The organism is Methanoculleus frigidifontis (assembly GCF_030464345.1).
GTDB lineage: Archaea > Halobacteriota > Methanomicrobia > Methanomicrobiales > Methanoculleaceae > Methanoculleus_A > Methanoculleus_A frigidifontis.
Window position 1 is genome coordinate 43000 of record NZ_VCYH01000008.1, and the last position, 21030, is coordinate 64029.

Annotated in this window: 23 protein-coding genes; 9 read left to right on the forward strand and 14 right to left on the reverse strand. The window is 64.3% G+C overall.

Annotated elements, in window-relative coordinates; translation table 11 throughout:
* Positions 1-2: 2 nt before the first annotated feature.
* From FGU65_RS11870 to FGU65_RS11880, 3 genes are read left to right on the forward strand one after another with little or no spacing between them, the layout of a single operon-like run.
* Complete coding sequence (locus FGU65_RS11870; RefSeq protein WP_301664690.1) at positions 3-1253, forward strand: 3-isopropylmalate dehydratase large subunit; 1251 nt, start codon at positions 3-5, stop codon at positions 1251-1253.
* A 15-nt stretch (positions 1254-1268) separates the two neighbouring features.
* Positions 1269-1766 carry a 3-isopropylmalate dehydratase small subunit gene (locus tag FGU65_RS11875; RefSeq protein ID WP_301664823.1) on the forward strand — a complete coding sequence of 166 codons (498 nt, stop codon included), beginning with the start codon at positions 1269-1271 and terminating at the stop codon, positions 1764-1766.
* On the forward strand, positions 1745-2863 hold the full coding sequence (locus FGU65_RS11880; RefSeq protein ID WP_301664691.1) for an isocitrate/isopropylmalate dehydrogenase family protein: 1119 nt from the start codon (positions 1745-1747) through the stop codon (positions 2861-2863). Before FGU65_RS11875 ends, FGU65_RS11880 begins: the two co-directional genes overlap by 22 nt.
* A gap of 8 nt (positions 2864-2871) precedes the next feature.
* On the opposite strand, the gene FGU65_RS11885 is transcribed toward FGU65_RS11880, so the two are convergent.
* The 5 genes from FGU65_RS11885 to FGU65_RS11905 all read right to left on the reverse strand — a co-directional run bounded on the left by FGU65_RS11885 (position 2872) and on the right by FGU65_RS11905 (position 6046).
* A complete protein-coding gene (locus FGU65_RS11885) occupies positions 2872-3471 on the reverse strand; it encodes a PH domain-containing protein (protein ID WP_301664692.1) in 600 nt (199 codons plus the stop codon).
* 44 nt (positions 3472-3515) lie between these two features.
* Positions 3516-3938 carry a hypothetical protein gene (locus FGU65_RS11890; protein WP_301664693.1) on the reverse strand — a complete coding sequence of 141 codons (423 nt, stop codon included), beginning with the start codon at positions 3936-3938 and terminating at the stop codon, positions 3516-3518.
* A 75-nt stretch (positions 3939-4013) separates the two neighbouring features.
* Complete coding sequence (locus FGU65_RS11895) at positions 4014-4466, reverse strand: GNAT family N-acetyltransferase (protein ID WP_301664694.1); 453 nt, start codon at positions 4464-4466, stop codon at positions 4014-4016.
* A 79-nt stretch (positions 4467-4545) separates the two neighbouring features.
* Positions 4546-4785, reverse strand: a complete 240-nt coding sequence (locus FGU65_RS11900; RefSeq protein ID WP_301664695.1) for a hypothetical protein — start codon at positions 4783-4785, stop codon at positions 4546-4548.
* A 100-nt stretch (positions 4786-4885) separates the two neighbouring features.
* Positions 4886-6046: a nitrogenase component 1 gene (locus FGU65_RS11905; RefSeq protein ID WP_301664696.1), complete on the reverse strand. Its 1161-nt coding sequence runs from the start codon at positions 6044-6046 to the stop codon at positions 4886-4888.
* A gap of 117 nt (positions 6047-6163) precedes the next feature.
* Here FGU65_RS11905 and FGU65_RS11910 point away from each other — a divergent pair, with 117 nt between their 5' ends.
* The gene (locus FGU65_RS11910) at positions 6164-7468 is read left to right on the forward strand and encodes a PEGA domain-containing protein (RefSeq protein WP_301664697.1); all 1305 of its coding nucleotides are present in this window, start codon (positions 6164-6166) and stop codon (positions 7466-7468) included.
* A gap of 9 nt (positions 7469-7477) precedes the next feature.
* On the opposite strand, the gene FGU65_RS11915 is transcribed toward FGU65_RS11910, so the two are convergent.
* From FGU65_RS11915 to cfbC, 3 genes are all read right to left on the reverse strand, one after another.
* Positions 7478-7945, reverse strand: a complete 468-nt coding sequence (locus tag FGU65_RS11915) for a universal stress protein (protein WP_301664698.1) — start codon at positions 7943-7945, stop codon at positions 7478-7480.
* Positions 7946-8035: 90 nt separating this feature from the next.
* A complete protein-coding gene (locus FGU65_RS11920; RefSeq protein WP_301664699.1) occupies positions 8036-9115 on the reverse strand; it encodes a nitrogenase component 1 in 1080 nt (359 codons plus the stop codon).
* A complete protein-coding gene (gene cfbC / locus FGU65_RS11925) occupies positions 9075-9893 on the reverse strand; it encodes a Ni-sirohydrochlorin a,c-diamide reductive cyclase ATP-dependent reductase subunit (RefSeq protein WP_301664701.1) in 819 nt (272 codons plus the stop codon). The genes FGU65_RS11920 and cfbC overlap by 41 nt, the downstream gene beginning before the upstream one ends.
* A 281-nt stretch (positions 9894-10174) precedes the next feature.
* On the opposite strand from cfbC, the gene FGU65_RS11930 reads away from it, so the two are divergent.
* The 3 genes from FGU65_RS11930 (at position 10175) to FGU65_RS11940 (ending at position 12789) form a co-directional block, all read left to right on the forward strand.
* Positions 10175-10315 (forward strand): hypothetical protein, encoded by a 141-nt coding sequence (locus tag FGU65_RS11930; RefSeq protein ID WP_301664702.1) that lies wholly within the window; start codon positions 10175-10177, stop codon positions 10313-10315.
* A gap of 2 nt (positions 10316-10317) precedes the next feature.
* Positions 10318-10947, forward strand: a complete 630-nt coding sequence (locus tag FGU65_RS11935) for a hypothetical protein (protein ID WP_301664703.1) — start codon at positions 10318-10320, stop codon at positions 10945-10947.
* Positions 10948-11544: 597 nt separating this feature from the next.
* Entirely contained in the window at positions 11545-12789 is a 1245-nt protein-coding gene (locus FGU65_RS11940; protein ID WP_301664704.1) for a BaiN/RdsA family NAD(P)/FAD-dependent oxidoreductase, read from the forward strand.
* An 11-nt stretch (positions 12790-12800) separates the two neighbouring features.
* On the opposite strand, the gene FGU65_RS11945 is transcribed toward FGU65_RS11940, so the two are convergent.
* The 6 genes from FGU65_RS11945 to FGU65_RS11970 all read right to left on the reverse strand — a co-directional run bounded on the left by FGU65_RS11945 (position 12801) and on the right by FGU65_RS11970 (position 19069).
* Positions 12801-14258, reverse strand: coding sequence for a TrkH family potassium uptake protein (locus FGU65_RS11945; protein ID WP_301664705.1), 1458 nt, complete (start codon positions 14256-14258; stop codon positions 12801-12803).
* Between the two features lie 101 nt (positions 14259-14359).
* Positions 14360-15340, reverse strand: a complete 981-nt coding sequence (locus tag FGU65_RS11950) for a phosphoribulokinase (RefSeq protein WP_301664706.1) — start codon at positions 15338-15340, stop codon at positions 14360-14362.
* 88 nt (positions 15341-15428) lie between these two features.
* Positions 15429-15830 carry a desulfoferrodoxin family protein gene (locus FGU65_RS11955; protein WP_301664707.1) on the reverse strand — a complete coding sequence of 134 codons (402 nt, stop codon included), beginning with the start codon at positions 15828-15830 and terminating at the stop codon, positions 15429-15431.
* A complete protein-coding gene (locus FGU65_RS11960; protein WP_301664824.1) occupies positions 15831-17033 on the reverse strand; it encodes an FprA family A-type flavoprotein in 1203 nt (400 codons plus the stop codon).
* A gap of 123 nt (positions 17034-17156) precedes the next feature.
* Positions 17157-17873 carry a deoxyribonuclease V gene (gene nfi, locus FGU65_RS11965; protein WP_301664708.1) on the reverse strand — a complete coding sequence of 239 codons (717 nt, stop codon included), beginning with the start codon at positions 17871-17873 and terminating at the stop codon, positions 17157-17159.
* On the reverse strand, positions 17870-19069 hold the full coding sequence (locus FGU65_RS11970; RefSeq protein ID WP_301664709.1) for an NAD(P)-dependent malic enzyme: 1200 nt from the start codon (positions 19067-19069) through the stop codon (positions 17870-17872). Before FGU65_RS11970 ends, nfi begins: the two co-directional genes overlap by 4 nt.
* Before the next feature lie 116 nt (positions 19070-19185).
* Here FGU65_RS11970 and FGU65_RS11975 point away from each other — a divergent pair, with 116 nt between their 5' ends.
* Complete coding sequence (locus tag FGU65_RS11975) at positions 19186-19380, forward strand: rubredoxin (protein WP_301664710.1); 195 nt, start codon at positions 19186-19188, stop codon at positions 19378-19380.
* Entirely contained in the window at positions 19367-20974 is a 1608-nt protein-coding gene (locus FGU65_RS11980; RefSeq protein ID WP_301664711.1) for a thiamine pyrophosphate-binding protein, read from the forward strand. The genes FGU65_RS11975 and FGU65_RS11980 overlap by 14 nt, the downstream gene beginning before the upstream one ends.
* Positions 20975-21030 lie beyond the last annotated feature (56 nt).

Consider the following 21030-nt stretch of genomic DNA (forward strand, 5'->3'; position numbering starts at 1 on the left):
ACATGGAAGCGACGATAGCTGAGAAGATTTTCTCGTCGCGCTGCGGCAGAGAGATACGTGCGGGGGATGTGGTCATGGCGCCGGTCGATGCGGCGATGATCCACGATATCACGGGCCCGCTTGCAATCAGGGTCTTCCGCGAGATGGGCGGAGAGCGAATCTTCGATCCACGGAAGATCATTATGCTCTTCGATCACCAGATTCCGGCGGACTCCATCCCTGCCGCCGAGAACCACGTCTTTATGCGCGAGTTCGCGCGTGAACAGGGAATCCACAACTACGACCTCCGGGAGGGTGTCTGCCACCAGGTGGTCATGGAGAAGGGGCGTGCGGCGCCGGGGGAGATCGTCGTCGGCACCGACTCCCACACCTGCACCTACGGTGCGGGCGGCGCATTCGCCACCGGGATCGGGTCGACCGATATGGGCTTTGTCTTAAAGTTCGGGGCGCTCTACTTCCGCGTCCCCGAGAGTATCCAGGTCGAGGCGAACGGGACGCTGCCCCGCCGTGTCGGTGCGAAGGATCTCATCCTCTCGATCGCCGGGGACATCGGCGCCGACGGCGCCACCTACAAGGCGCTCGAGTTCGTCGGCGAGACTTTCCGGTCGATGGATATGCCGGGGAGGATGACCTGCGCCAATATGGCGATCGAGATGGGAGCAAAAGCCGGGATCGTGCCGCCCGACGAAGCGGCCTGGGAGTATATCACGGCCCGGCGGGAGATCGAGCCCTTTGACCTTGCGAGCGATCCCAATGCGGAGTACGCCGAGTACCGGCAGTACGACGTCGCCGACCTCGCACCGCAGATCGCGGTCCCGCACAACGTCGACAACGTCGTCGACGTCGACGAGGTTGCCGGGACGAAGGTCGACCAGGTCTTCATCGGGTCGTGCACGAACGGCCGGTTCGAGGACCTCGCCGAGGCTGCCGAGGTGCTCGGAAAAGAGCAGTTCGCGGAGGGCGTCAGGGTCATCGTCGTCCCGGCGTCCCGGGACGAATACCTGAAGGCGCTCAGGGCCGGGCTCATCGAGCGGTTCGTCGAGGCCGGAGCCCTCTTCGAGGCGCCCTGCTGCGGCCCCTGCATGGGGGGAGCCTTCGGGCTGCTCGCGCCGGGCGAGGTCTCGCTCTCGACGTCGAACCGGAACTTCAAGGGCAGGCAGGGGAGCACCGCCGCGTCGGTCTACCTCTGCTCCCCGGCGACGGCGGCGGCGAGCGCCGTCTACGGCGAGATCACCGATCCGAGGGAGGTGTAATACATGCGGGTATATCTGCGGGTCTGGAAGTTCGGCAACGACATCGATACGGATGCGATCATCCCGGGACGGTTCCTGACGATCTACGATGAGAAAGAGCTCGCCCGGCACGCCTTCGAGGGCACCCGCGACGAGTTCAGCGCTGCGGCGGCGGAGGGCGACATCGTCGTCGCCGGGAACAACTTCGGGTGCGGGTCGTCCCGCGAGCACGCTCCCCTGGCGCTCCGGGGCGCCGGGATCCGGGTCGTGATCGCCAGATCCTTTGCCCGGATCTTCTACCGGAACGCGGTGAACACCGGGCTCCTGCCCCTGGTCTGCCCGGAGGCGGACGCGATCGAGGAGGGAAGCGCAATTACGGTGAACACTGCCGAAGGCTACATCGAGGCGGACGGCAAACGGCTCGCCATCGAGCCGGTGCCGGAGTTTCTCCGCATGATCGTCGATGCGGGCGGGCTCGTTGCATACGCGAAAGAGATGGACGAGGTGGAGACGTGTACCGGATCGCAAGCATAGGCGGGGACGGCATCGGCCCCGAGATCCTCGAAGCCGGCAAGGTCGTCTTGGACGCGGCCGGCGAGAAGTTCGGGTTCGATATTGCGTGGGAAGACTTCGACATCGGGGCGGACTGCTACCTTGCCACCGGTGACCTCGTGACCGAAGACGACCTGGCCGACCTCTCGCGCTTCAAGGCGATCTACTTCGGCGCTATCGGCGACGACCGGGTGCAGCCCGGGATCCTCGAGAAGGGGATCCTGCTCGCCCTCCGGTTCCACTTCGACCAGTTCGTCAACCTCCGGCCGATCAAGCTGCTGGAGGGCGTACCGACGCCGCTGGCGAACAAGGGTCCGGAGGACATCGACTTCGTCGTCGTCCGTGAGAACACCGAGGACTTCTATGTCGGGATCGGGTCGCGGTTCGCCGGCGGGAGAGAAGAGAAGACGCTCGAGGTCGTCCGCGACATCTACCAGGTGAAGTTCGGGATGGACGTTGAGACCGATGCGGAGGAGCTTGCCTACCAGATCGGTGTCATCACCCGCGAAGGAGCCGGGCGGGTGATCCGCTACGCCTTCGACCTTGCCGCCCGGCGGGAGAAGAAACTCGCCTCGGTGGACAAGGCGAACGTCCTCTCCGACGTCTACGGCCTCTGGCGCGACGTCTTCACCGATGTCGCGAAGGACTACCCGGACGTCGCCACGGAGTTTTCCTTCGTGGACGCGGTCACGATGTGGTTCGTGAAGAACCCGGAATGGTATGACGTCGTGGTCACGCCCAACATGTTCGGCGACATCATCACCGACCTCGGGGCGATGATCCAGGGCGGCCTCGGCCTTGCCCCCGGCGGGAACATCAACCCGCAGGGCACCTCGATGTTCGAGCCGATCCATGGCTCGGCGCCGAAGTACAAGGGGCAGAACGTTGCAAACCCGATGGCGACCATCTGGGCGGGCTCGCTGATGCTCGACCACCTTGGCGAGCACGAGGCTGCAGCGGCCGTCCTTGCCGGGATCGAGCAGAGCATCACCGGGCGGTTCGTCACCCGGGACATGGGCGGGACGGCGACGACGAGCGGCGTCGGCGACCATATCGCCGCCCTGATCCGGGCGATGTAAAAAAATACTTATTTTTCAGCTATCTTTTCGAGCAGCTGCCGGATCGCACGCAGTTCCCCGACGACGTCGCCTTCTGCGGCAGCCTCCGGCACACGCTGCTCCGGCTGCCCCTCGGTCGCGACGGGCGGCGCGCCCCGGACGAAGCCCATGATCTTCTCCCGGAGGGCTTCGGCATCCTCGATGCCGCTCAAGTTGATCTCGGCCCGCGCCTGCGCGGAGTAGCCTGCGGTCTGGACGCGGAGGGAGGAGAACCCGAGGTAGCGCATCAGGGGCCCCTGCGAGATGTCGACGTTCGTGATCCGGTTGTAGGGGACGATCCCGGTCTGTCGGAACCAGACGCCCCGCCGCCACGAGATCTCGGTCGGGGTGAGCTCGTACAGGACGCTTCTGTAGTAGAGGGGAATCCAGGCTGCGACGAAGACGAGGACTGCGGCGAGCGGGACGGCGACGATGAGGATGGCATCCAGCGACTCCGAGAGCGCCGCCGGCAGGACGACGAAGGGGAGGATGACGATTGCGACGATCAGAAAGAGCGAGATGTACATATACGTCCGGTATGCCGGTTCGGGCCTGAACGGCTCACCGATGCGGAACGGTTCGGCGGTCATGGTTGTATCATCTTTCTGTTGTGTTCTCTTTCGTGTTGAAGGTTTCACCGCTTCGAGACGGCGAGGCGGTAGTAGTCGCCGCCGTACTCGAGGATGATATTGTGGACGCCCAGGTGCTCGTCGAGGTACCAGGCGTAGCCGGAGATCAGCGCCTCTTCCTCTGCCGGGGTGATCGAAAGCGTGCTGTACTCGGTCGTATTCGTAAAGCGCGGAAGCCCGTCGAGAACCGTGTCGGTCGGTCGGATGACCCGTTTTCCATCCAGGATCATCTCCCGGAGGGCCGGATGCCGGGCAAAGTCGTCGCCCGCAAGGTGGTAGACGGGATCGCCTCCGAGCTCTGCGACCTCCCGATCGACCGGCAGCACGGTGATGCAGCCCTGGGAGAGGCTCGCGACGGCGTATGCCGAGACGAGCGTGATCGCGCTGAGCGAGACAAAGAGAATCAGTATGTAGCCTTCGGTCCGCATATGCCTGCTACCCGATCAATCTCCTGATGAGCATAAATATCCATGGGATGGAGGGCGGAAGAGAATCTCCGGGTTTTATCCGATTATTCTGCTCATGATGATTCTATCCGCCCCGGTCCCGAAGTACCCGGCGTGAAATCCGACGTTGGCAAATCCGAACGTTTCGTACAGGCTCCGTGCGGCAAGGTTCTCGGGTGAGACCGAGAGCAGAACCTCACGGATGCCCATCCGGCGGAGTGCGTCGATCACCGTTGCGACGAGGTCTCTTCCAAGACCCTGCCGCCGTTCTTCCTCGTTGACGGCGAGCCGGATGATCCAGGCGCGTGACGGGTCGTGCTGCAGGCAGGCGCCGATGGTGTAGCCGATGATCGCGCCCCCCTTCTCGGCGACGAAGAACGTCGTCGGGAAGAGGACGCCTGCCTGCCGGACGAAGACCGCCGGTTTGCACTCGCCGGGGGTGTTTTTCTGTTCGAGCGAGCAGAGTGCGGCATAGTCGGCATCCTGGTAGAGGCGGATGGCAGGGTCCATGGAGTACATGCGTGCGCCGTCTAAAAGAAATTCTGCAGGAGCTGTGCGGCAGAAGGGGTGGGAGGGATAAACTCCCCCCTTACAGTCTCTTTTCTCCGCCGGATTTTTCTTCTTTCTTCTGCATGCCCTGCTCGAGCATCTCGCGTGCCATCCGGTAGGTCTCTACCTTATACTGCATCTGCTCGATCCAGTGCTCTTTCATCCGGATCCGTGAGTCGATCATCCGGATCATCAGCTGCCGGATCTGGTCCTCATCGAGGCACTTCCACATCATCTCCACAAGCTGGGAGTGTGCGTCGTATCCGCCGCTGTGGTGCATCGTATGAATCCTCCTGCATGTCATCCGCGGGTACTCGGAAACCCACGGATGACTCCCAGTCTCGGTGCGGCTATATAATACCTTGCGGGCAGGGTGGGTGCTACTCCGGCCTCTGCGAGCCGCTGCTCTGCCGCAGGTCCATGCAGGCGTTCAGGACGTCGTCGAGGAGGCGGAGCGTTCCTTCGATGCCGGCGAGCGGCCGGGCATGCAGGAGCACCCTTCCTCTGACCGGCGGCGTGAGGGGGACGAAGGCGGCCTCTGGGCGCACGGTCTGCTCGTACGAAGACCCGATGATGAGGTCAGGCTCGCCGGCCGTGATAAGCTCGGAGATCCGGGAAAAGTCGGTCGTCTGTTCGATCCGCCGCCGGGGAGAGGCCGGCCGGTTCCGGGAGCAGATGCAGGCGATCTCGGCGTCGAGGTAGCGCTCGAGGGTCTCCGCGGCGTATGCCGCATAGGCGCATTCGCCGAAGACGGCCACCCGGGGCGGTTCGAAACGCCGCAGGTACTTGTCGCAGGCTTTTTCGATCCTCTTCTCCGCCTCTGCAATCTCATGGGCGACCGGCGAGGGATCGATACCGTCGCAGGTGGCGGCGAGCCTCTCGAAGGTCTCCGCCACCGCATCGAGGCCGAGCAGCGACCCGCACCACTCCCCGACACCGCTCGCAAGGTCGGGGTTCGTGCCGACGGTGAACGGCGCCGCCCTCCCCGCAGCACCGAGGGGCCCTGAGCAGAAGGTGGTGCCGACAGCGCCCCCCGCAGCTGTGAGCAGCCGCTGCGCCTCCTGGATGTTTCCGCGGCAGAACGGATCGAGGAGACAGATGCCGTCGATGTTGACGCCGGGACGGTTCGGGTCGACCGCCGGGCGGATCGCTTCGAGCGCTGCATGGTAGCCTGCTTCGAGGTCCCCGAGGAACCCCGGGGCATCGACGAGCAGCAGGTCGCGGTCATGGGCGACGCCGGCGAGGTCTTCTCCCAGGATGGCGGGGACGCAGGTCGTTACGACGGCGACATGCTCCCGGGTTCCTGCAACAGTATCGATCACCTCTCTGAGCCGCTCTTCGGTTCCGAAGATGATCTCGTTCTCCACAAGAAACGTCCCGTGCAGGGGAGCCGTGAGAAGAGACGCCGGGTAGAAGTAGCAGCCGCTTGAGCCGTGGACGATGACGGCGAGATCGTCGAACCCGGCAAGGCAGGCGACCGCTCCCGTCATTGCGCACGGCCAGAGCGGATTGGTGCAGTCCTGGTGTGGGGGGTCGGGCATTGGTTGTCAAGATCATCGCTGCCGCGGAATAAAAGAGTGGCGTAGACGGGCGGGCGGTTCCCGGTTCCGGTTGCAAATGGTAGGGTATTATCTCTCTATTGGTGAAAATATCCGTATATGAAGATTTACAGCCGCACCACAGGCGCTCTTGCCGTGCTGGTGCTTCTCATCGCATGCTGCGCGTCTCCTGCCGCCTCGGCCGCCGGCACTGCCGGTCTGACGATCGTCTCCTCTCCCGGCGGTGCCACCGTTACCATCGACGGCTCATACGTCGGGACAACCTCCGCAGGGTCGACCGCTCCGCTCGCCGTGACGGTCAATGCAGGGACGCATGCCATTGCCGTATCGAAAATGGGCTACCAGCCCTCCGTCACCACCCTGCAGGTGAAAGCGGGCGAAGCGCAGACGGTCTCGATCACCCTTGCCCCGTCTCCCCCGTCGGGCACGGTCTCCGTCGCCTCGACACCCGGGAGCGCATCGGTGACGCTGGACGGCGGGTCGGCGCAGACGACTCCCGAGACTTATTCCAACGTGGAACCCGGGACTCACTCGGTGAAGGTCACCAAGCCCGGGTTCGTCCCCTGGTCGAAGACCGTGACGGTCGAGGCCGGCAAGACGGTGCAGGTCAACGCAATCCTGACCGCCGCACCCGATGTCGGGACACTCTCGGTCACGTCGAGCCCGTCCGGCGCCGATATCTATCTCGACGGGACCTACTGGGGCCACACCCCGATGACCCTCGGGAACGTTGTCCAGGGCGGGCATGAGATCCGCCTGCTCTGCGCCGGCTACCAGGCATGGACGCAGACGACGTCGATCACCGGGGGACAGACGACGCAGGTGACCGCCGTCCTCGTCCCGATGGTGGCAGGAACAACCGGCGATATCGCAGTCTCCTCGTCCCCTGCCGGTGCGGCCATCTACCTCGACGGTGCCTTCCGCGGCACGACCGCCGCCGGCAACCCGATCGACATCACCGGCGTCCCGGCCGGGACGCATACGATCACCCTGAAACTCGCGGGATACGCCGATTACGTGACCGGCGTCCAGGTCGGCGCGGGGCAGACGGCGACGGTCTCGGCGACGCTCACGCCCATGCAGGGTTCCGGGTCGACCGGTTCGGTGAGCATCACCTCGTCGCCGTCCGGTGCGGACATCTACCTTGACAACCAGTACCTCGGGATCACGCCGCTCACCCACTCGGGCGTCGCTCCGGGCTCGCACGAGGTGCGCCTGGCACTGGTCGGGTATCAGGACTGGTCGAACCAGGTTCAGGTGACGGCAGGGCAGACCACCCAGGTCACGGCAGGCATGGCCGGGACGCCGAGTCCGCAGCAGTCGGGAAGCCTCCCGGTTCTGCTGCCGTGCGCCCTCGGCCTTGCCGCGGTGCTCGGCCTCCTCGGCAGGGCGAAGAAAGAATAGATCTCTTTTTTATTCCGGGCTTTTCCGTTTTACGACCATCACCGGCTGGTGGGCGTTCTTCACCACGTACTCGGAGACGGTGCCGAGCAGGCGGTCGCGGAGATTGCTCCTGCCGTGCGACCCCACGACGATGAGCGATGCGTTCTCTTCATCGGCCGCTTTCACAATCTCTTTTCCAGGGTCGCCAAGGGGTGTCCGGACGTGAACCGCCAATCCTTCCCGCTCGAGCTTCCGGCGGGCATCGACGATGCTGCTCTGGATATCTTCGCGCAGCCGCTGCTGGACCTCGGTCTCGACGTCCGGTACCGTGCCGAGGAACCCGGCGCCGCCGGCCGCTATCTGGGTGATGTCTTTCTGGTCGATGACATGCACCAGCACGACCTCGGTCGTTCCGGCATCCTTCAGCTCCGCGATGTACTCCATGGCCCTCATCGAAGGTGCGGAGAAGTCGGTCGGGAATAGAACACGCGTAAACATTGTGGATCACTCCTGTGCGGATATCCAATCCTTTGTGCGTCCCCTATATAACAGTGCGGTCGACTTTCGGCGCCTGCAGAACAGGCCTGTTCAAAACGACCGGCGTCCGTTTGTCCGGATCGCCCGCCGCCACCGGTGCAGCAGCCGCCGGACGCCTGCGGTTCCTACCGGGGCGGGATAAGGCGGCGGAAGCGGGATCCCGTCCTGTGCGACCCGGAGATCGAGTGCGGCTGCAAGTTCGGCGACGACCTCTCCTGCTGCGGCGTCCTCTTCGAGCAGCGGTGAGAGCCGGTCGAACCGGACCCGTGCCCCGGCGAGATCCGCAAAAGCGGCGAGCATCTCCTCCTGGTATGCCTCCTCCTCCCGGACCGCATCCCGGGTGTCGCGGCCCGTGAGTTTTCCGGCCTCTCTGAGGAACCGGAGCGTCCCGGCGAGGCCGACCGGGAAGGAATCGATAAAAGGCGTCCCGTGCCGGCGGTGCAGCGCCTCGCCGACCTCCCGGAGGGCAGGCTCCCGGAGGATGTTGAAGGCACCGGTTCCCAGGCGGGAGAGTGCGGCCGTATCGGTATCCCTGACGAACCGGAGGTTCACGGCAAGGTCGAGATACGCGAGCAGGCGGACAACCTCTGCATAGTTCTCGTCGACGTCGTACTCCAGGTTCTTCTCCCCGATCAGGGTTACGCCCTCGCGCTGGCCGGAGCCCTGCTCTGCGAGCGTTCCCGCCGCGAGGAGTGCGCCGACGAACCCGGTCTGGAAGACGCCCCCGAGGAAGCCCGATGTCCGGATGGGTATGACGGGCGTCTCCCACCCGCGTGCGCAGACGGCGGCGGTGTCGTCGCCGATGGTCTCGACGATGCAGGTGGAGAGGACGAAGATCGCGGCCGGAGCCGGGGGTGCCTCGTGGACGCGGGCGATGCAGCGCTCGAGCGCGTCCTCACCGCCGAAGATGATCTCGTTCTCGCCGAGCCGGGTGGAGATGAGGCGCGGGATGGCTGCCGTATCGTTCCCGAGCAGCGTTGCGTGAAGGAGCGAAAAATTGTGGTGGGTGCACCCGGCAGGGCCGTGGATGATGCAGGCGGCGTCCCTGACCTGGGTGACGACCGCGAGCGCCCCGGTCAGGGTGCACCCTTCATACCTGGATGGATTCGAGGGCGAAGGCATCGAGTTCATCGTCGTCCAGGGGGGTGGGGATGCTTGTCCGGGTGTTTCTGGCGAGCTCGTCCGCGAGCCGGCGGTAGACTGCCGCCTGCTCCGAATCTGGTGCGTATTCGAGGACCGTCTGTTTGTGCACTTCGGCGAGCTGGACGACCCGGTCGCGGGGGATGTAGGCGATCAGGGATGAGTTGATCCGTTTCGCGAACTCCGCGACGAGCTCGCGCTCCCCCTCGATGTTCTTTGCGTTGCAGATGACGCCGCCGAGCCGGCAGTTACTGCGCACCCTCTTTGAGAGGCGGGTGATGGCTTTTGCGATGTTGTTGGCGGCGTATATCGACATCAGCTCGCCGGAGGTGACGAGGTAGACCTCCTGGGCATAGCCTTCCCGCATCGGCATGGCGAATCCCCCGCAGACGACGTCGCCCAGCACGTCGTAGACGATGACGTCGCCGTCCAGGGCGGAGAGGCGCTCCAGCAGCTGGAACGTGGCGATGATGCCCCGGCCCGCACAGCCGATGCCGGGCTCCGGCCCGCCTGCCTCCACGCAGCGGACGCCGGAAAATCCCTGGTGAACGACGTCGTCCACGGTGAGGTTCTTGTCTCCCTGTTCACGGATGAGGTCGAGCACGGTCGGAATCCGGCTCCCGTGCATTAGCATGCGGGTGCTGTCGTGCTTCGGGTCGCATCCGATCTGCAGGATGTCGAGGCCGCTTTCCGCCAGTGCTGCCGAGAGGTTTGCCGAGGTGGTTGATTTTCCGATACCACCCTTGCCGTAGAGGGCGATCTGTTTCATTGAGAACCCATCTGTAGTGGGCGCTCCGGGCTGAAATAATTAATCCGGACTTTCGTAAAGACAAGTGGATGTGCGGGAAGGGTTCTTTGGTCGGTCCCGCCCTGCTGGCCCGGCACGATCGGCACTTCTGCCCTGTCTCCGGTGGTTTTCGGGCGAACGAATGACTGTTCGTGCGCGATCTTCGCGAGAGTCGTTTGGGGTGCCGGTGCGCTCTGCCCGGCGGCCGGGACGTCGGCAGGAAAATGCATATTCTAGGATATATTGTTTTGCAAAACCCTCAGGTGAAGAGAATCGTCCCGTTGCAGCTGCAGAGATTGAACGCTGCTCTTTTTGATAAAAGGGCTCTTATAACTGCCCTATTATTCTCCAAAAACTATATTAAAAGCGAATTGAAAACCTACGAGAAGCAGATGGGAGATTGACGATGGACCCGCACTACCGTTCAAGACTGATTGCCGTTGTTATTATCATGATCGCTGTCTGTTCGGCGTTCTCGGTCAGCCCGGTAGCCGGATTCCGACTTGAAAACAGGGATGGGAGCGGCACCGGTGCTACACTCGCCGAGGCACTGGTCATGCAGGAGAGTACGAAGATCAAGGAGGTGTTCCTCGAGAACGTGACCGTCTACATCGACAGCCGGAGCAGCAAGTTCGAAGAGTACCGGAACACCTCGCTCGAGAAGCATGTAAACGGCGTCTACTGCCCCGAAGAGGATGCCATATATCTCCGCTCCGACATCAACCCGGAGAAGGCGGACGAAACCCTCGTCCAGCAGCTCGGGCACCGCCTCTACATCCAGCAGGGGCTCGCCGGGAGCGATATCCTCGCGTCGCTCTCGCCGAATCCGGACTCCTACTTGAGCCGGCTCTGCGAGCGGCCGGGCGACGTCACCGGCGAGGAGGTCTTTGCGAACGCGTTCATGCTCTACCACACGTCGCCGGACGTCCTGCAGATGGACGATCCTGCGATCTACACTTACATCGATCTCTTCGTGAAGGCCGGCGGGGACGCGGCCGCAGCCGACGACCTCTACCGCCACTACGAGCCGGAGTAATCCGGCCGGGGTTCTTTTTTCGAGCATATCCCAAAACGCCTATGATGCCGTCTCGGCCACAGGCTCAACCGATGAAAATCCTCATCTCGTTATAGCCCAAGCCGAGGGCGTGGGTAGAGGAGGTTGAGGAAACCTTTATGGCCGGGATCCTGTTCCCAAAAGGATTCGTCGATGGAACAATCGATCTGAATCGACGCATTCCTCTCGATGTATCAGTAAATGAGGTGCATCAGAGGCAGAACCCATAAGCACGATATTTCCGGGGGTATCGCGCGGGGGGAGGGTGCGGGAGGGGGTCTCCCCCTCCTGCCAGAGAGTATTGGGATGACCTCTTTCCTTGCCCAGCAACCTCTGACGCGATTACATCAACTTTCTCGTTGCCACTCACGCTCAATGCAATATTTTTACGTGAAATCTTCCGAATGCTCTTTTGGCAACAAACTTCTCGTCACCATGATAGATTCAACCGGAACGATTCCGGATGACCTGGTTGTGGAGATCCACCAGGGGTAACTATCGTAGCGTACGGTTGCCCCCCACCGATCGCAAACCCTGATTGCGCCCGCCGCCCTATATTCCCGCAGGACGTGGGCGAGCATGACGACCGATACCGGCGACTACGATACCATCATCATCGGGGCAGGGCCTGCCGGGCTCTTCTGCGCCCTGCAGGCTGCGGCTCCCGGCCGGAAGATCCTCATTCTCGAGAAGAAACCCGCCTGCGGGAGAAAACTTCTCATCACCGGCTCCGGGCAGTGCAACCTCACCCACGGCGGCAACATCCGCGAGTTTCTCGCACGCTACGGCGACCACGGAGCGTTCCTGCGTCCGGCGCTCCTCGGGTTCACCAACCGCGATCTCATTGCCTTCTTCGAGAGCCGTGGCCTCGACCTGGAGACGGACGAAAACGGCAAGGTCTTCCCCGCGACCCGGAAGGCAGCGGACGTCCTCGACCTTCTCCTCCGCGAGTGCAGAGAGCGGGGCGTCCGTGTCCGGTGCGGCGAGGCGGTCATCGCCGTCGAACGGACGGACGGGGGCTTTCTGGTGACGACCGGCGCCGCCCGGTATACCGCTTCGCGGGTGGTCATCGCCACCGGGGGTGCGTCGTACCCGGCCACGGGCTCCACCGGGGACGGCTACCGGCTCGCCGCCGCGCTCGGGCATACGGTGACGCCCGTCCGCCCCGCCCTCGCACCCGTCGTTGTCGAAGACTACCCGTTCGCCCGCCTCGCCGGGATATCGTTCGAGGGAGTCACGGTCTCGCTCTTCCGGGACGGCCGCAAGACCCGCGAGCTCGCCGGCGACCTGCTCTTCACCCACACGGGGCTCTCCGGCCCGGCCGTCCTCCACCTCTCCCGGTATACTGCCGCCGGGGACGCGCTGAAGGTCTCCTTCCTCCCTGGAATGACCCGTGAAGGGCTGGAAAAAGACCTGCTCGCAAAGTTCGCGGCGCACGGCACCCGGCAGGTGAAGACCATCCTCGCGGACTACGGGCTTCCCGAGCGGTTCGTGCTGGCGCTGCTGGAAGCGGCGGGGATTCCTGCAGATCGTGCGGCGGCGCACCTTGCAAAGAAGGCGCGGGGGGCGCTCATCGACCGCCTCACGGCGTTTCCCTTCGGCGTGAAGGCTGTAGGCGGATTTCGCGAGGCGATGGTGACCGCCGGCGGCGTCGCCCTTGAGGAGGTCGATAAGAAAACGATGGCGTCAAAGAGGGTGCCCGGGCTCTATGTCATCGGCGAGGTGCTCGACGTCGACGGCGACACCGGGGGCTACAACCTCCAGGCCGCCTTCTCGACCGCCGTCGCCGCGGCGCGGGCGATTACGGGTGCGCAGGGCAGGTAAGCCCGCCCGCTTCAGTCAAAGCCCTTGAAGATCCCGAGGAAGAGCACGATCACCGGGATGATCTCGAGACGCCCGATCCACATGAGCAGGATGAAGAGCGCTTTCGCCGAGTCGGTCATGTCGGGGGAGACGAAACCGGTGCTGATCCCGTTGTTGCACATCGCCGAGACGACCTCGAAGATGACGTTGCTCGACTCGAACCCCGTCGGCTGCAGGTGCATCACGAGAACGGTGGCGATGAAGATGAGCAGGAAGTAGAGCATGATGATCAGCATGTTCCGCGAGACCTCGAGGTCGGCGATGTTCTTCGGGATGACCTTCCCCTCGTACTTGAAGGGGACGAGCACCTTGCCGGAGACGAACATCCTCTTGAACCACCAGAGAAGGCTCTGCGTCCCGAGGACGACGCGGGAGAGTTTGATACCCCCGGCGGTGCTCCCCGACGCTCCGCCGATCACCATCAGCATGGAGAGGAAGAGCACCGTGACGCTCGCCCACTCGTTCGGCGAGGCGACCTGAAACCCGGTGCTGGTGGCGGCGGCGGTCGCCATAAAGAGTCCCTGGCGGATAGCGGTGGGCAGGTCAGCGAACGTGAGGGTGACGAGGTCCCAGGTGATGACCACGATCCCGAGGGCGATCAGGATGAAGAGCAGGCGTGCCTGGGCATCAGCAAAGAACCGCACCCCCTTTTTGTTGTACATAAAGTAGTAGAGCTTGAACGGCAGGGCGCCGGCGATCATCACCGGGATGATGAGGATCTCGAGGAGCGGGTTGTCGTAGTAGGGTATCCCTGCGGCGTGGACCGAGAATCCGCCGGTTGCGATCCCGACGAGGGCGATGTTGACGGCGTCCCAGACCGGAATGCCGGAGAGGAGGACGAGCCCGATGGAGGCCGCCGTCAGGACGAGGTAGATCTTCCACATCTCCATGCCCGTCGCCACGACGCTCGGCATCAGCGCCTCGCTCCTTCCCTCCGACCGGTAGAGCCGGAACTGTGTCAGGCCCGTCCTGCTCGCCATGGCGATCGTGAACGCCACGATCCCGATCCCGCCGAGCCACTGCATCAGCGACCGCCAGAAGAGCAGGGTCTTTGGGGCAGCATCGACATCGGGGAGGAGGGTCAGGCCGGTATCGGTCCACCCCGACATCGCCTCGAAGACGCTGTCGAGGTAGGGCATCCCGATGCCGAGGGTGAACGGCAGGGCTCCCACGACGGCACAGACCAGCCAGATGAGGGCGACCGCCATGAGGGCTGCGGAGAGGGGCGGTTCGCGTTCTCTATGGGGGACCTGCACGAGCAGCGTGCCGAGGAGAAAGAGCGTGACCGGCACCGAGGCCATCGGGAGGATCATCGCCCACTCCTGGTATATCACGGCGATGAGGAGCGGCACTGCTGTGCCGATGCTGATAAACCTGAAGATATTGCCGATATCGGGTGCGATGATCGAGAACTGCTCGATCCGATCCATCGATACAACAACGTTCTATCGCGTATTATCTCTTTGTGTAAAAGACGATGCGGGAGAGGGTGTTCCCGGAGGAACTGCGGGGCAGGGCGCGATCGGGCGCATCAGGGGTAAGTTCCGGTCTCCTGGCCGGCTTCGATGAAGATGCGCCGGTTGATGATCCGCCAGCTTAAGATCAACTGGACCGCCTCGCCTGCCGTGACGTACCCGCTCTCCGTGGGAAGCCGGATTGGGTGAACCTTCGTCTGATCCTCGATGTTCTTCTCGAGTTTTCTGATGACGTCGTAATTCAGCTCGCCGTCGAAGGTGAGCGCACCCATCGGCCTGTCGTAGCGGTTCTCGACCGAGTATTCGAGGAGGAAGTTTCTCTCCGAGAGGGAGAGGAGCGAGAAGAGATCGATGGAGAGGTCGATGTCGCCGATCGAGCGGTCAAGCCTGCTCTGGCAGAGCGAGACCTGGTAGATGTTCCGCTCCTCGCTTGCCTCCCAGCCGTACTTCGTGTGTGCGATCCTGATGATGGCGTCGGCGTGGGCGCACTGCGGGGCGACGTAGCGCTCGTAGTCGGGTCTGCGCTGTACCATCTCCCGGATGACAGCTTCTGGCCGGTAGCCTCTGCGTTCGACGTCGCGCCGGATCTTCCAGGCGCGTTTGACCTCCGCGTCGGGATCGACGTAGAGTTTGAAGTCGGTCAGCTCCCGCAGGCGGGGGGTGAAGAACGGGTGCAGCCCTTCGAGGATCACGAACTTCGTGGGCGTGAACGGCACCGGCTCTGCGAAGGTGCCGTCGTCGTGGTTGTAGACCGGCTTTTCGATGGTCTTCCCTTCCTTTAGCGCCGCGACGTGCTGCTCGAGGAGGTCGAACCGGTTCGCCTCCGGCACGAGCGGGGTGACGCCGAGGTCTCTGCGCTGCTCTCGATCGAAGGCGTGGTAGTCGTCGAGCGAGATGGTGGAGACGAGGTCTTCACCCAGGATCTGCCGGAACGTCCGGGTGAAGGTCGTCTTCCCGGACCCGCTGTCGCCCGCGACGCCCATCACGAAGATGTAGGGCGACGCTGCGATGACGTCTTTGAAGTTTGCGGGCTGCATACTCAGGTGAGGATTGGATGACGGGGATGTTCATGATTTCGGTACGGTCTGCGGAAAAGACGGGGGGCGGTTCCCCGGCATGCCGGAGCTACTTCCGGTTCGTCCAGAGATCGTGGACGTTGCAGTAGATCCGGGCCTTGACGTTCGTGTCGTCGACCCAGGGAAAGACCGCCTCGGGCGGCCCGGTCGGGTCGAGTTTCTGGATGAAGAGGTATGGACCCTTCCTGACCTCGACCCACTCAATATAGTGTTCGGGCTGCATGGGGTGGGGCGTCGAGCCGATCTTCACCCGGATGCCCTGCTCCGCCTTCTCGATCACCGGCACGTGCTTCTCCTCAAGGCCCTCCTCCTGCGTCTTCTCCTGCAGCCGCTGCCACTCACAGGTGGTCTCGCCCGTGCAGATGGTGTCTTTTGGACTGTCTCCCGCGTGCGAGACCTTCACGACGTCCCCCGTGGACGGGCACTTGTAGAGTTCGAGTAGTCTGCTCATCTACCTCTCCTCCTGGAGGACGAGGGTGTCGTCACGATGCCTTTTAACGATTTCGTCGGCAAGCCGGTCAAGCGCGGCGAACTCGTCCTTCCCCGGTTTCCCGAGGACGATCACCGGTTCGATGACCTCGGCCCTGAGACGGTCGAGCATGCCCGCGATCGTATCGGCGGCTTTTCCGCCCCAGCCGTAGGAGCCGATGACGGTGACGTAGCGGGTTTTGGGGCGGAGGAGGTTGGTGACGTAGGCGGCCGAGACGACCGCCGGGTGCGGGCCGAAGATGACCGTCGGCGTGCCGACGACGATCGTGGCGGCGTCGACGATCGCCATGGCGAGATCGCCGAGGTCGGTGCGGGGCAGGTTGAACGGCTTGACCGTGACCCCCCGGCCGATCAGGGCGCCGATCAGGTGGTCGACCATCTCCCGGGTGCTGCCGTGCATCGAGACGTAGGGCAGCACGACCACGTCCCTGACGGTATCGCCCGTCCAGTCGCGGTAGGCGTCGAGGATGACCGACGGCCGGTCGTGAAGCGGCCCGTGGCTCGGGGCGATGATATCGATCCCGCCGATCCCGTCGAGGCGAGCCAGGTGGCCCTGGATGCTTTTGCGAAACGGCATCATGATCTCGGCGTAGTAGCGTTTCGCCGCCGGATGGATGGCCGCCTCGTCGCCGACGAAGAGATTGCTCGTGGCGTAGTGGGAGCCGAAGAAGTCGCACGAGAAGAGGACCCGATCCTCCTGCAGGTACGTGACCATCGTCTCGGGCCAGTGCACCCAGGGCATGATGAAGAACTGCAGCGTCCGATCCCCGAGCGGGAGCGTCTCGCCGTCCTGGATGACCCGGACCCGGTCCTCCGGGATCTGGAGGAGCTCGACCAGAAGGCCGCGGCATTTTTCGTTCGTGACCACCGTTGCGCCGGGGAAGCGCTCCAGCATCGCCGGGAGCGACCCGGAGTGGTCCTGCTCGGCGTGGTTGGCGACGATGTAGTCGATCGCCGTGACGCCGAGGTCGTCGAGGTTCCCGATAAGCTCTTCCGTCTTCGTCGGGTCGACCGTATCGATGAGCGCCGTCTTCTCGCTGCCGCGGACGAGGTAGGCGTTGTAACTCGTGCCGTCGGGGAGCGGGATAAGTTCGTCGAAGATCTCCCTGTCCCAGTCGATCGCCCCTACCCAGTGCACACCGGGGCGGATCTCGCGTGCAGGCATGGTCAGACCGCCCCCGTCGCCGTGCCTGGCAGGTCGGTCTTGTGTCTTCCGGTTGTCTGGCTCTTCATCGTCTGCATCTCCATGCACCGTATCCTGCGGCGTTTCTGATAAGCATTTCGCCCGTTACTCCTGCATGAGCGTCGTCTGCAGACTCTCCCGGCTGCGGCCGCCGGTGCGGCGAACCTCGTTTGCGTAGAGGTGCGCCTGCCGGGTCGGTTCGGGCAGCCGGTATCCCCGGTCGGCGGCAAGGACGATCCCGACCGCCGCTTCGAGCCCGATCTTATGGCCGACCGAGACGTAGACCGGTCTGACCCGGTCCTTCGTCCGCACCGCCATCCCGATCGTCACGCCGTCCCGGACGATCGGGCTCGTGGCCCCCCGCCGTTCTGCCGGGTCGGCGGCCGTGCCGGTGAGGAGTTTCTTTGCGACGCCGATCGTCGGCCGGTCGAGGATCACCCCCATGTGGCTCGCGATGCCGAGCGCCCGCGGGTGGGCGATCCCCTGGCCGTCGAAGAGGACGACGTCAGGATCCGACTCCACATCTTCGAACGCCTCAACGAGCGCCGGCCCCTCCCGGAAGGTCAAAAGCCCCGGGATGTAGGGAAAATCGGTCTCCTGCCGTGTCCAGACCCGTTCGACGATAGCGAGGTCCGGGAAGGAGAGGACGACGACGACGGCGTAGATGACGTTCTCGCCCTTCTCGTACGATGCGTCGACGCCGGCGATGCGGCGGATAGTGCCGGGATCGCCCCCGGTCACGACACGCTGGCGCAGCCTCTCCTGCAGGCGGACCGCTTCTGCCGGGGTGCAGTCGAAGGAATGGATGCCGGGAACCTTCATGGCAGCCCCGCGACGCCGTTCGCCACCGCCGCATCGCGGACCGCCGCCGCCACCTCCGCCGTCACCCTCTTGTCGAGGATGCTTGGGAGGATATGGTCGCGGTGCGGCCGGACCACGAAGTCGGCGAGGGCATGCGCCGCGGCGAGTTTCATCGCATCAGTGATGGTTGCGGCCCGGGCATCGAGCGCCCCGCGGAAGATCCCCGGGAACGCGAGGACGTTGTTTATCTGGTTTGGGTAGTCGGAGCGTCCGGTGCCGACGACGGCCGCCCCGGCACGCCGCGCCGCCTCCGGCAGGATCTCAGGGGTAGGGTTTGCCATGGCGAAGACGATCGGGTCCGGCGCCATGGAGCGCACCATCTCCTCGGTGACGATCCCGCCCGCAGAGACGCCGATGAACGCGTCCGCCCCTGCCATGGCGTCGGCGAGCGTTCCCTGCCGGTTTCCGGTGTTGGTCTCGTGGGCGAGGATGTACTTGTACTTGTTCTGCAGGAGGTCGGGCCGGCCCCGGTAGATGATGCCGGTTCGGTCAACGGCGATGACGTCCCGGACGGTGCTGCAGGCCTCCCGGTCCATCCCGAAGCAGGCGAGCATCCGGGTGACGGCGTACCCCGCCGCCCCGGCGCCGCTGACCGCGACCGTCAGATCTTCGAACCGTTTCCCGGTGACCCGGCAGGCGTTCAGGAGCGCAGCGAGGACGACGACCGCCGTCCCGTGCTGGTCGTCGTGCATCACCGGGATGCCGAGGTCCTGGAGCGCCTCCTCGACCGCGAAGCACTTCGGGGCGGCGATATCCTCCAGGTTGATCCCGCCGAAGACCGGCGCTATGTTCCTGACGTCCTCGACGAAGTCGATGTGGTAGCCCGCAAAGCAGATCGGGATCGCGTCGATCCCGGCGAACTCGCGGAAGAGGATCGCTTTCCCCTCCATCACCGGGATGGCGGCGGTCCCGCCGATGTTGCCGAGGCCGAGTACCGCCGAGCCGTCGGTCACGATAGCGACCGTGTTCGCCTTCATGGTGTAGTCGTATGCCCGGGCAGGGTCATCCTGGATCTCGCGGCAGACCCGGGCGACGCCCGGGGTGTAGGCGAGGGAGAGGTCATGCTTCGTTTTCAGGCGGACCTTGGAATGAACCTCGAGTTTTCCCCGGTGCTGCCGGTGCAGCTCAAGCGATTCGCGGTAGAGATCCTCGTCCATACTCCCTCCTCACCCGCGGATCAGATGTAGGTTTCTCTGCCGGTGGCAGGCCCTGGAGTACCTTTATATCGGATCGGTGACGGGCAGTATCCCGTGTCCTGGGGATGGTGAGAGGTATGGCGCAATGGGTCTGCAGTGTCTGCGAGTACGTCTATGATGAAGAGCTGGGAGATCCGACGGCCGGAATTTTGCCGGGGACTCCCTTCGAGGATCTCCCCGACGACTGGCGGTGTCCCGGGTGTTCGGTGGGGAAAGAGGCGTTCGTCCGCTACGAGGGGGAGGAGGAGGTGAACGAGAATGACTCCCTCTGAGGTTGTCACGGTCGCCGATGCCCTGGCGGCAGAGCTCGCGGCATGGGGCGTGCGGCTGGTCTTCGGGATGCCGGGTGAGTCGTCGCTCCCGCTCGTCGACGCGGTCAGGAAGCGTGACGATCTGCGGTACATCGTCGTCAGGCACGAGGAGGCGGCGGCGATGGCGGCGTCTGCATACCACAAGCTCACCGGCGGGGTGGCGGCCTGCCTGACCATCGCCGGCCCCGGCGCCACGAACCTCGCGACCGGGCTGTACGATGCAAAAGAAGACCGTGCTGCGGTTCTCGCCCTCTGCGGACAGGTGCAGACGCAGTACACCGGCCCGGGCGGATTCCAGGAGATCGACCAGGACGCGTTCTTCCGGCCGGTGACGGTCTTCAACAACACCGTTGCCGATCCCTCGACGGCGATCGAACTGCTGACCCGCGCGCTGCGGTATGCCGTCATCAACCGCGGCGTCGCCCAGCTCTCGGTGCCGGGCGACGTTCAGCGGGATATGGTCAGGCCCGCGCACTGCAGGCGCGAGTCCTGCCTCCCGGGCGGCGTGATCGCCCCGGCGGACGATGCAATCGAGCGGGCCGCGGGCGTGATCGACGGAGCAAAGCAGCCGGTCATCGTTGCGGGGTGGGGGGCGATGAAGGCCGCAGCGTCCGTCCTCGCTCTCGCCGGGAAGCTTGCGGCGCCGATCGTCACGACCTTCCGCGCCAAAGGGATTTTTCCCGACGAGAACGAGTGGCTCGTCGGCATCCACGGCCCCCTGGGCCCGCCGCAGGCCCGGAAGGTCGTGGACGAAGCCGACCTGCTGATAGCCTGCGGGGTCGGGTTCTCGCAGTACACCGGTCTTCCCGCCGACAAACCGACCGTCCAGATAGAGGTCGACCCGCTCCAGATCGGAAAGCACCCCTTCGCCGCCGCGCTCTGGGGGCACTGCGAGGTGATCCTCCCCGCACTCGCCGGACGCGTCCGGGAGCGGCGGGACGATGCCGTCCTTCCGCGGATCGCCGCGATGAAACAGGAGTGGAATGCCACGCTCGAGCGTGAGGCGAACCCGAACGCGACCCCGCTCCGGCCGCCGTTCATCATGCAGGCTCTCTCCGAGACCGTGCCTGCCGACGCGGTCATCACCGTCGACGTGGGCGAGAACGGGTGGTGGTTTGGCAGGAACTTCGTGATGAAGCGGCAGCGGTTCGCGATGTCAGGCTACCTCGGGACGATGGGGTTCGCCCTTCCCGGTGCCATCGCGGCAAAGCTCGCCTACCCTGAAAAGACCGTGGTCTGCATCACCGGCGACGGCGGGTTTGCGATGGGAATGGGAGACTTTACCACCGCGGTCAAGTACGACCTGCCGATGGCGGTGGTGATCCTGAACAACCACGAACTTGCCATGATCACCGAGGAGCAGCGGGAGGCGCACTACCCGCCGTATGCGACCGATCTGACCAACCCGAACTTCGCTGCATACGGCGAGCTCTGCGGCGGCGCCGGAAAAAAGGTGAGCCGCCCGGGCGATCTCCGGGCGGTGCTGGCCGAGGCGATGCGTGCCGACGTGCCGTTCATCGTGGATATCGAGACCGACCCGCGCAGGTTTGTATAAGCCGGGCGTCCTGGCGGCACGCGGGAAGAGAGGGGAACAATGGTTAAATGTCGGCA

Excerpts from the sequence above, each read along its gene's own strand:
- FGU65_RS11890 (WP_301664693.1), bottom strand. The coding sequence starts at position 3,938 with ATGCGGACCGAAGGCTACATACTGATTCTCTTTGTCTCGCTCAGCGCG.
- FGU65_RS11940 (WP_301664704.1), top strand. The coding sequence starts at position 11,545 with ATGACGACCGATACCGGCGACTACGATACCATCATCATCGGGGCAGGG.
- FGU65_RS11935 (WP_301664703.1), top strand. The coding sequence starts at position 10,318 with ATGGACCCGCACTACCGTTCAAGACTGATTGCCGTTGTTATTATCATG.
- FGU65_RS11870 (WP_301664690.1), top strand. The coding sequence starts at position 3 with ATGGAAGCGACGATAGCTGAGAAGATTTTCTCGTCGCGCTGCGGCAGA.
- nfi (WP_301664708.1), bottom strand. The coding sequence starts at position 17,873 with ATGAAGGTTCCCGGCATCCATTCCTTCGACTGCACCCCGGCAGAAGCG.
- FGU65_RS11970 (WP_301664709.1), bottom strand. The coding sequence starts at position 19,069 with ATGGACGAGGATCTCTACCGCGAATCGCTTGAGCTGCACCGGCAGCAC.
- FGU65_RS11960 (WP_301664824.1), bottom strand. The coding sequence starts at position 17,033 with ATGCCTGCACGCGAGATCCGCCCCGGTGTGCACTGGGTAGGGGCGATC.
- cfbC (WP_301664701.1), bottom strand. The coding sequence starts at position 9,893 with ATGAAACAGATCGCCCTCTACGGCAAGGGTGGTATCGGAAAATCAACC.
- FGU65_RS11900 (WP_301664695.1), bottom strand. The coding sequence starts at position 4,785 with ATGCACCACAGCGGCGGATACGACGCACACTCCCAGCTTGTGGAGATG.
- FGU65_RS11895 (WP_301664694.1), bottom strand. The coding sequence starts at position 4,466 with ATGGACCCTGCCATCCGCCTCTACCAGGATGCCGACTATGCCGCACTC.
- FGU65_RS11945 (WP_301664705.1), bottom strand. The coding sequence starts at position 14,258 with ATGGATCGGATCGAGCAGTTCTCGATCATCGCACCCGATATCGGCAAT.
- FGU65_RS11910 (WP_301664697.1), top strand. The coding sequence starts at position 6,164 with ATGAAGATTTACAGCCGCACCACAGGCGCTCTTGCCGTGCTGGTGCTT.
- FGU65_RS11955 (WP_301664707.1), bottom strand. The coding sequence starts at position 15,830 with ATGAGCAGACTACTCGAACTCTACAAGTGCCCGTCCACGGGGGACGTC.
- FGU65_RS11885 (WP_301664692.1), bottom strand. The coding sequence starts at position 3,471 with ATGACCGCCGAACCGTTCCGCATCGGTGAGCCGTTCAGGCCCGAACCG.
- FGU65_RS11975 (WP_301664710.1), top strand. The coding sequence starts at position 19,186 with ATGGCGCAATGGGTCTGCAGTGTCTGCGAGTACGTCTATGATGAAGAG.
- FGU65_RS11905 (WP_301664696.1), bottom strand. The coding sequence starts at position 6,046 with ATGCCCGACCCCCCACACCAGGACTGCACCAATCCGCTCTGGCCGTGC.
- FGU65_RS11950 (WP_301664706.1), bottom strand. The coding sequence starts at position 15,340 with ATGCAGCCCGCAAACTTCAAAGACGTCATCGCAGCGTCGCCCTACATC.
- FGU65_RS11915 (WP_301664698.1), bottom strand. The coding sequence starts at position 7,945 with ATGTTTACGCGTGTTCTATTCCCGACCGACTTCTCCGCACCTTCGATG.
- FGU65_RS11980 (WP_301664711.1), top strand. The coding sequence starts at position 19,367 with ATGACTCCCTCTGAGGTTGTCACGGTCGCCGATGCCCTGGCGGCAGAG.
- FGU65_RS11920 (WP_301664699.1), bottom strand. The coding sequence starts at position 9,115 with ATGAACTCGATGCCTTCGCCCTCGAATCCATCCAGGTATGAAGGGTGC.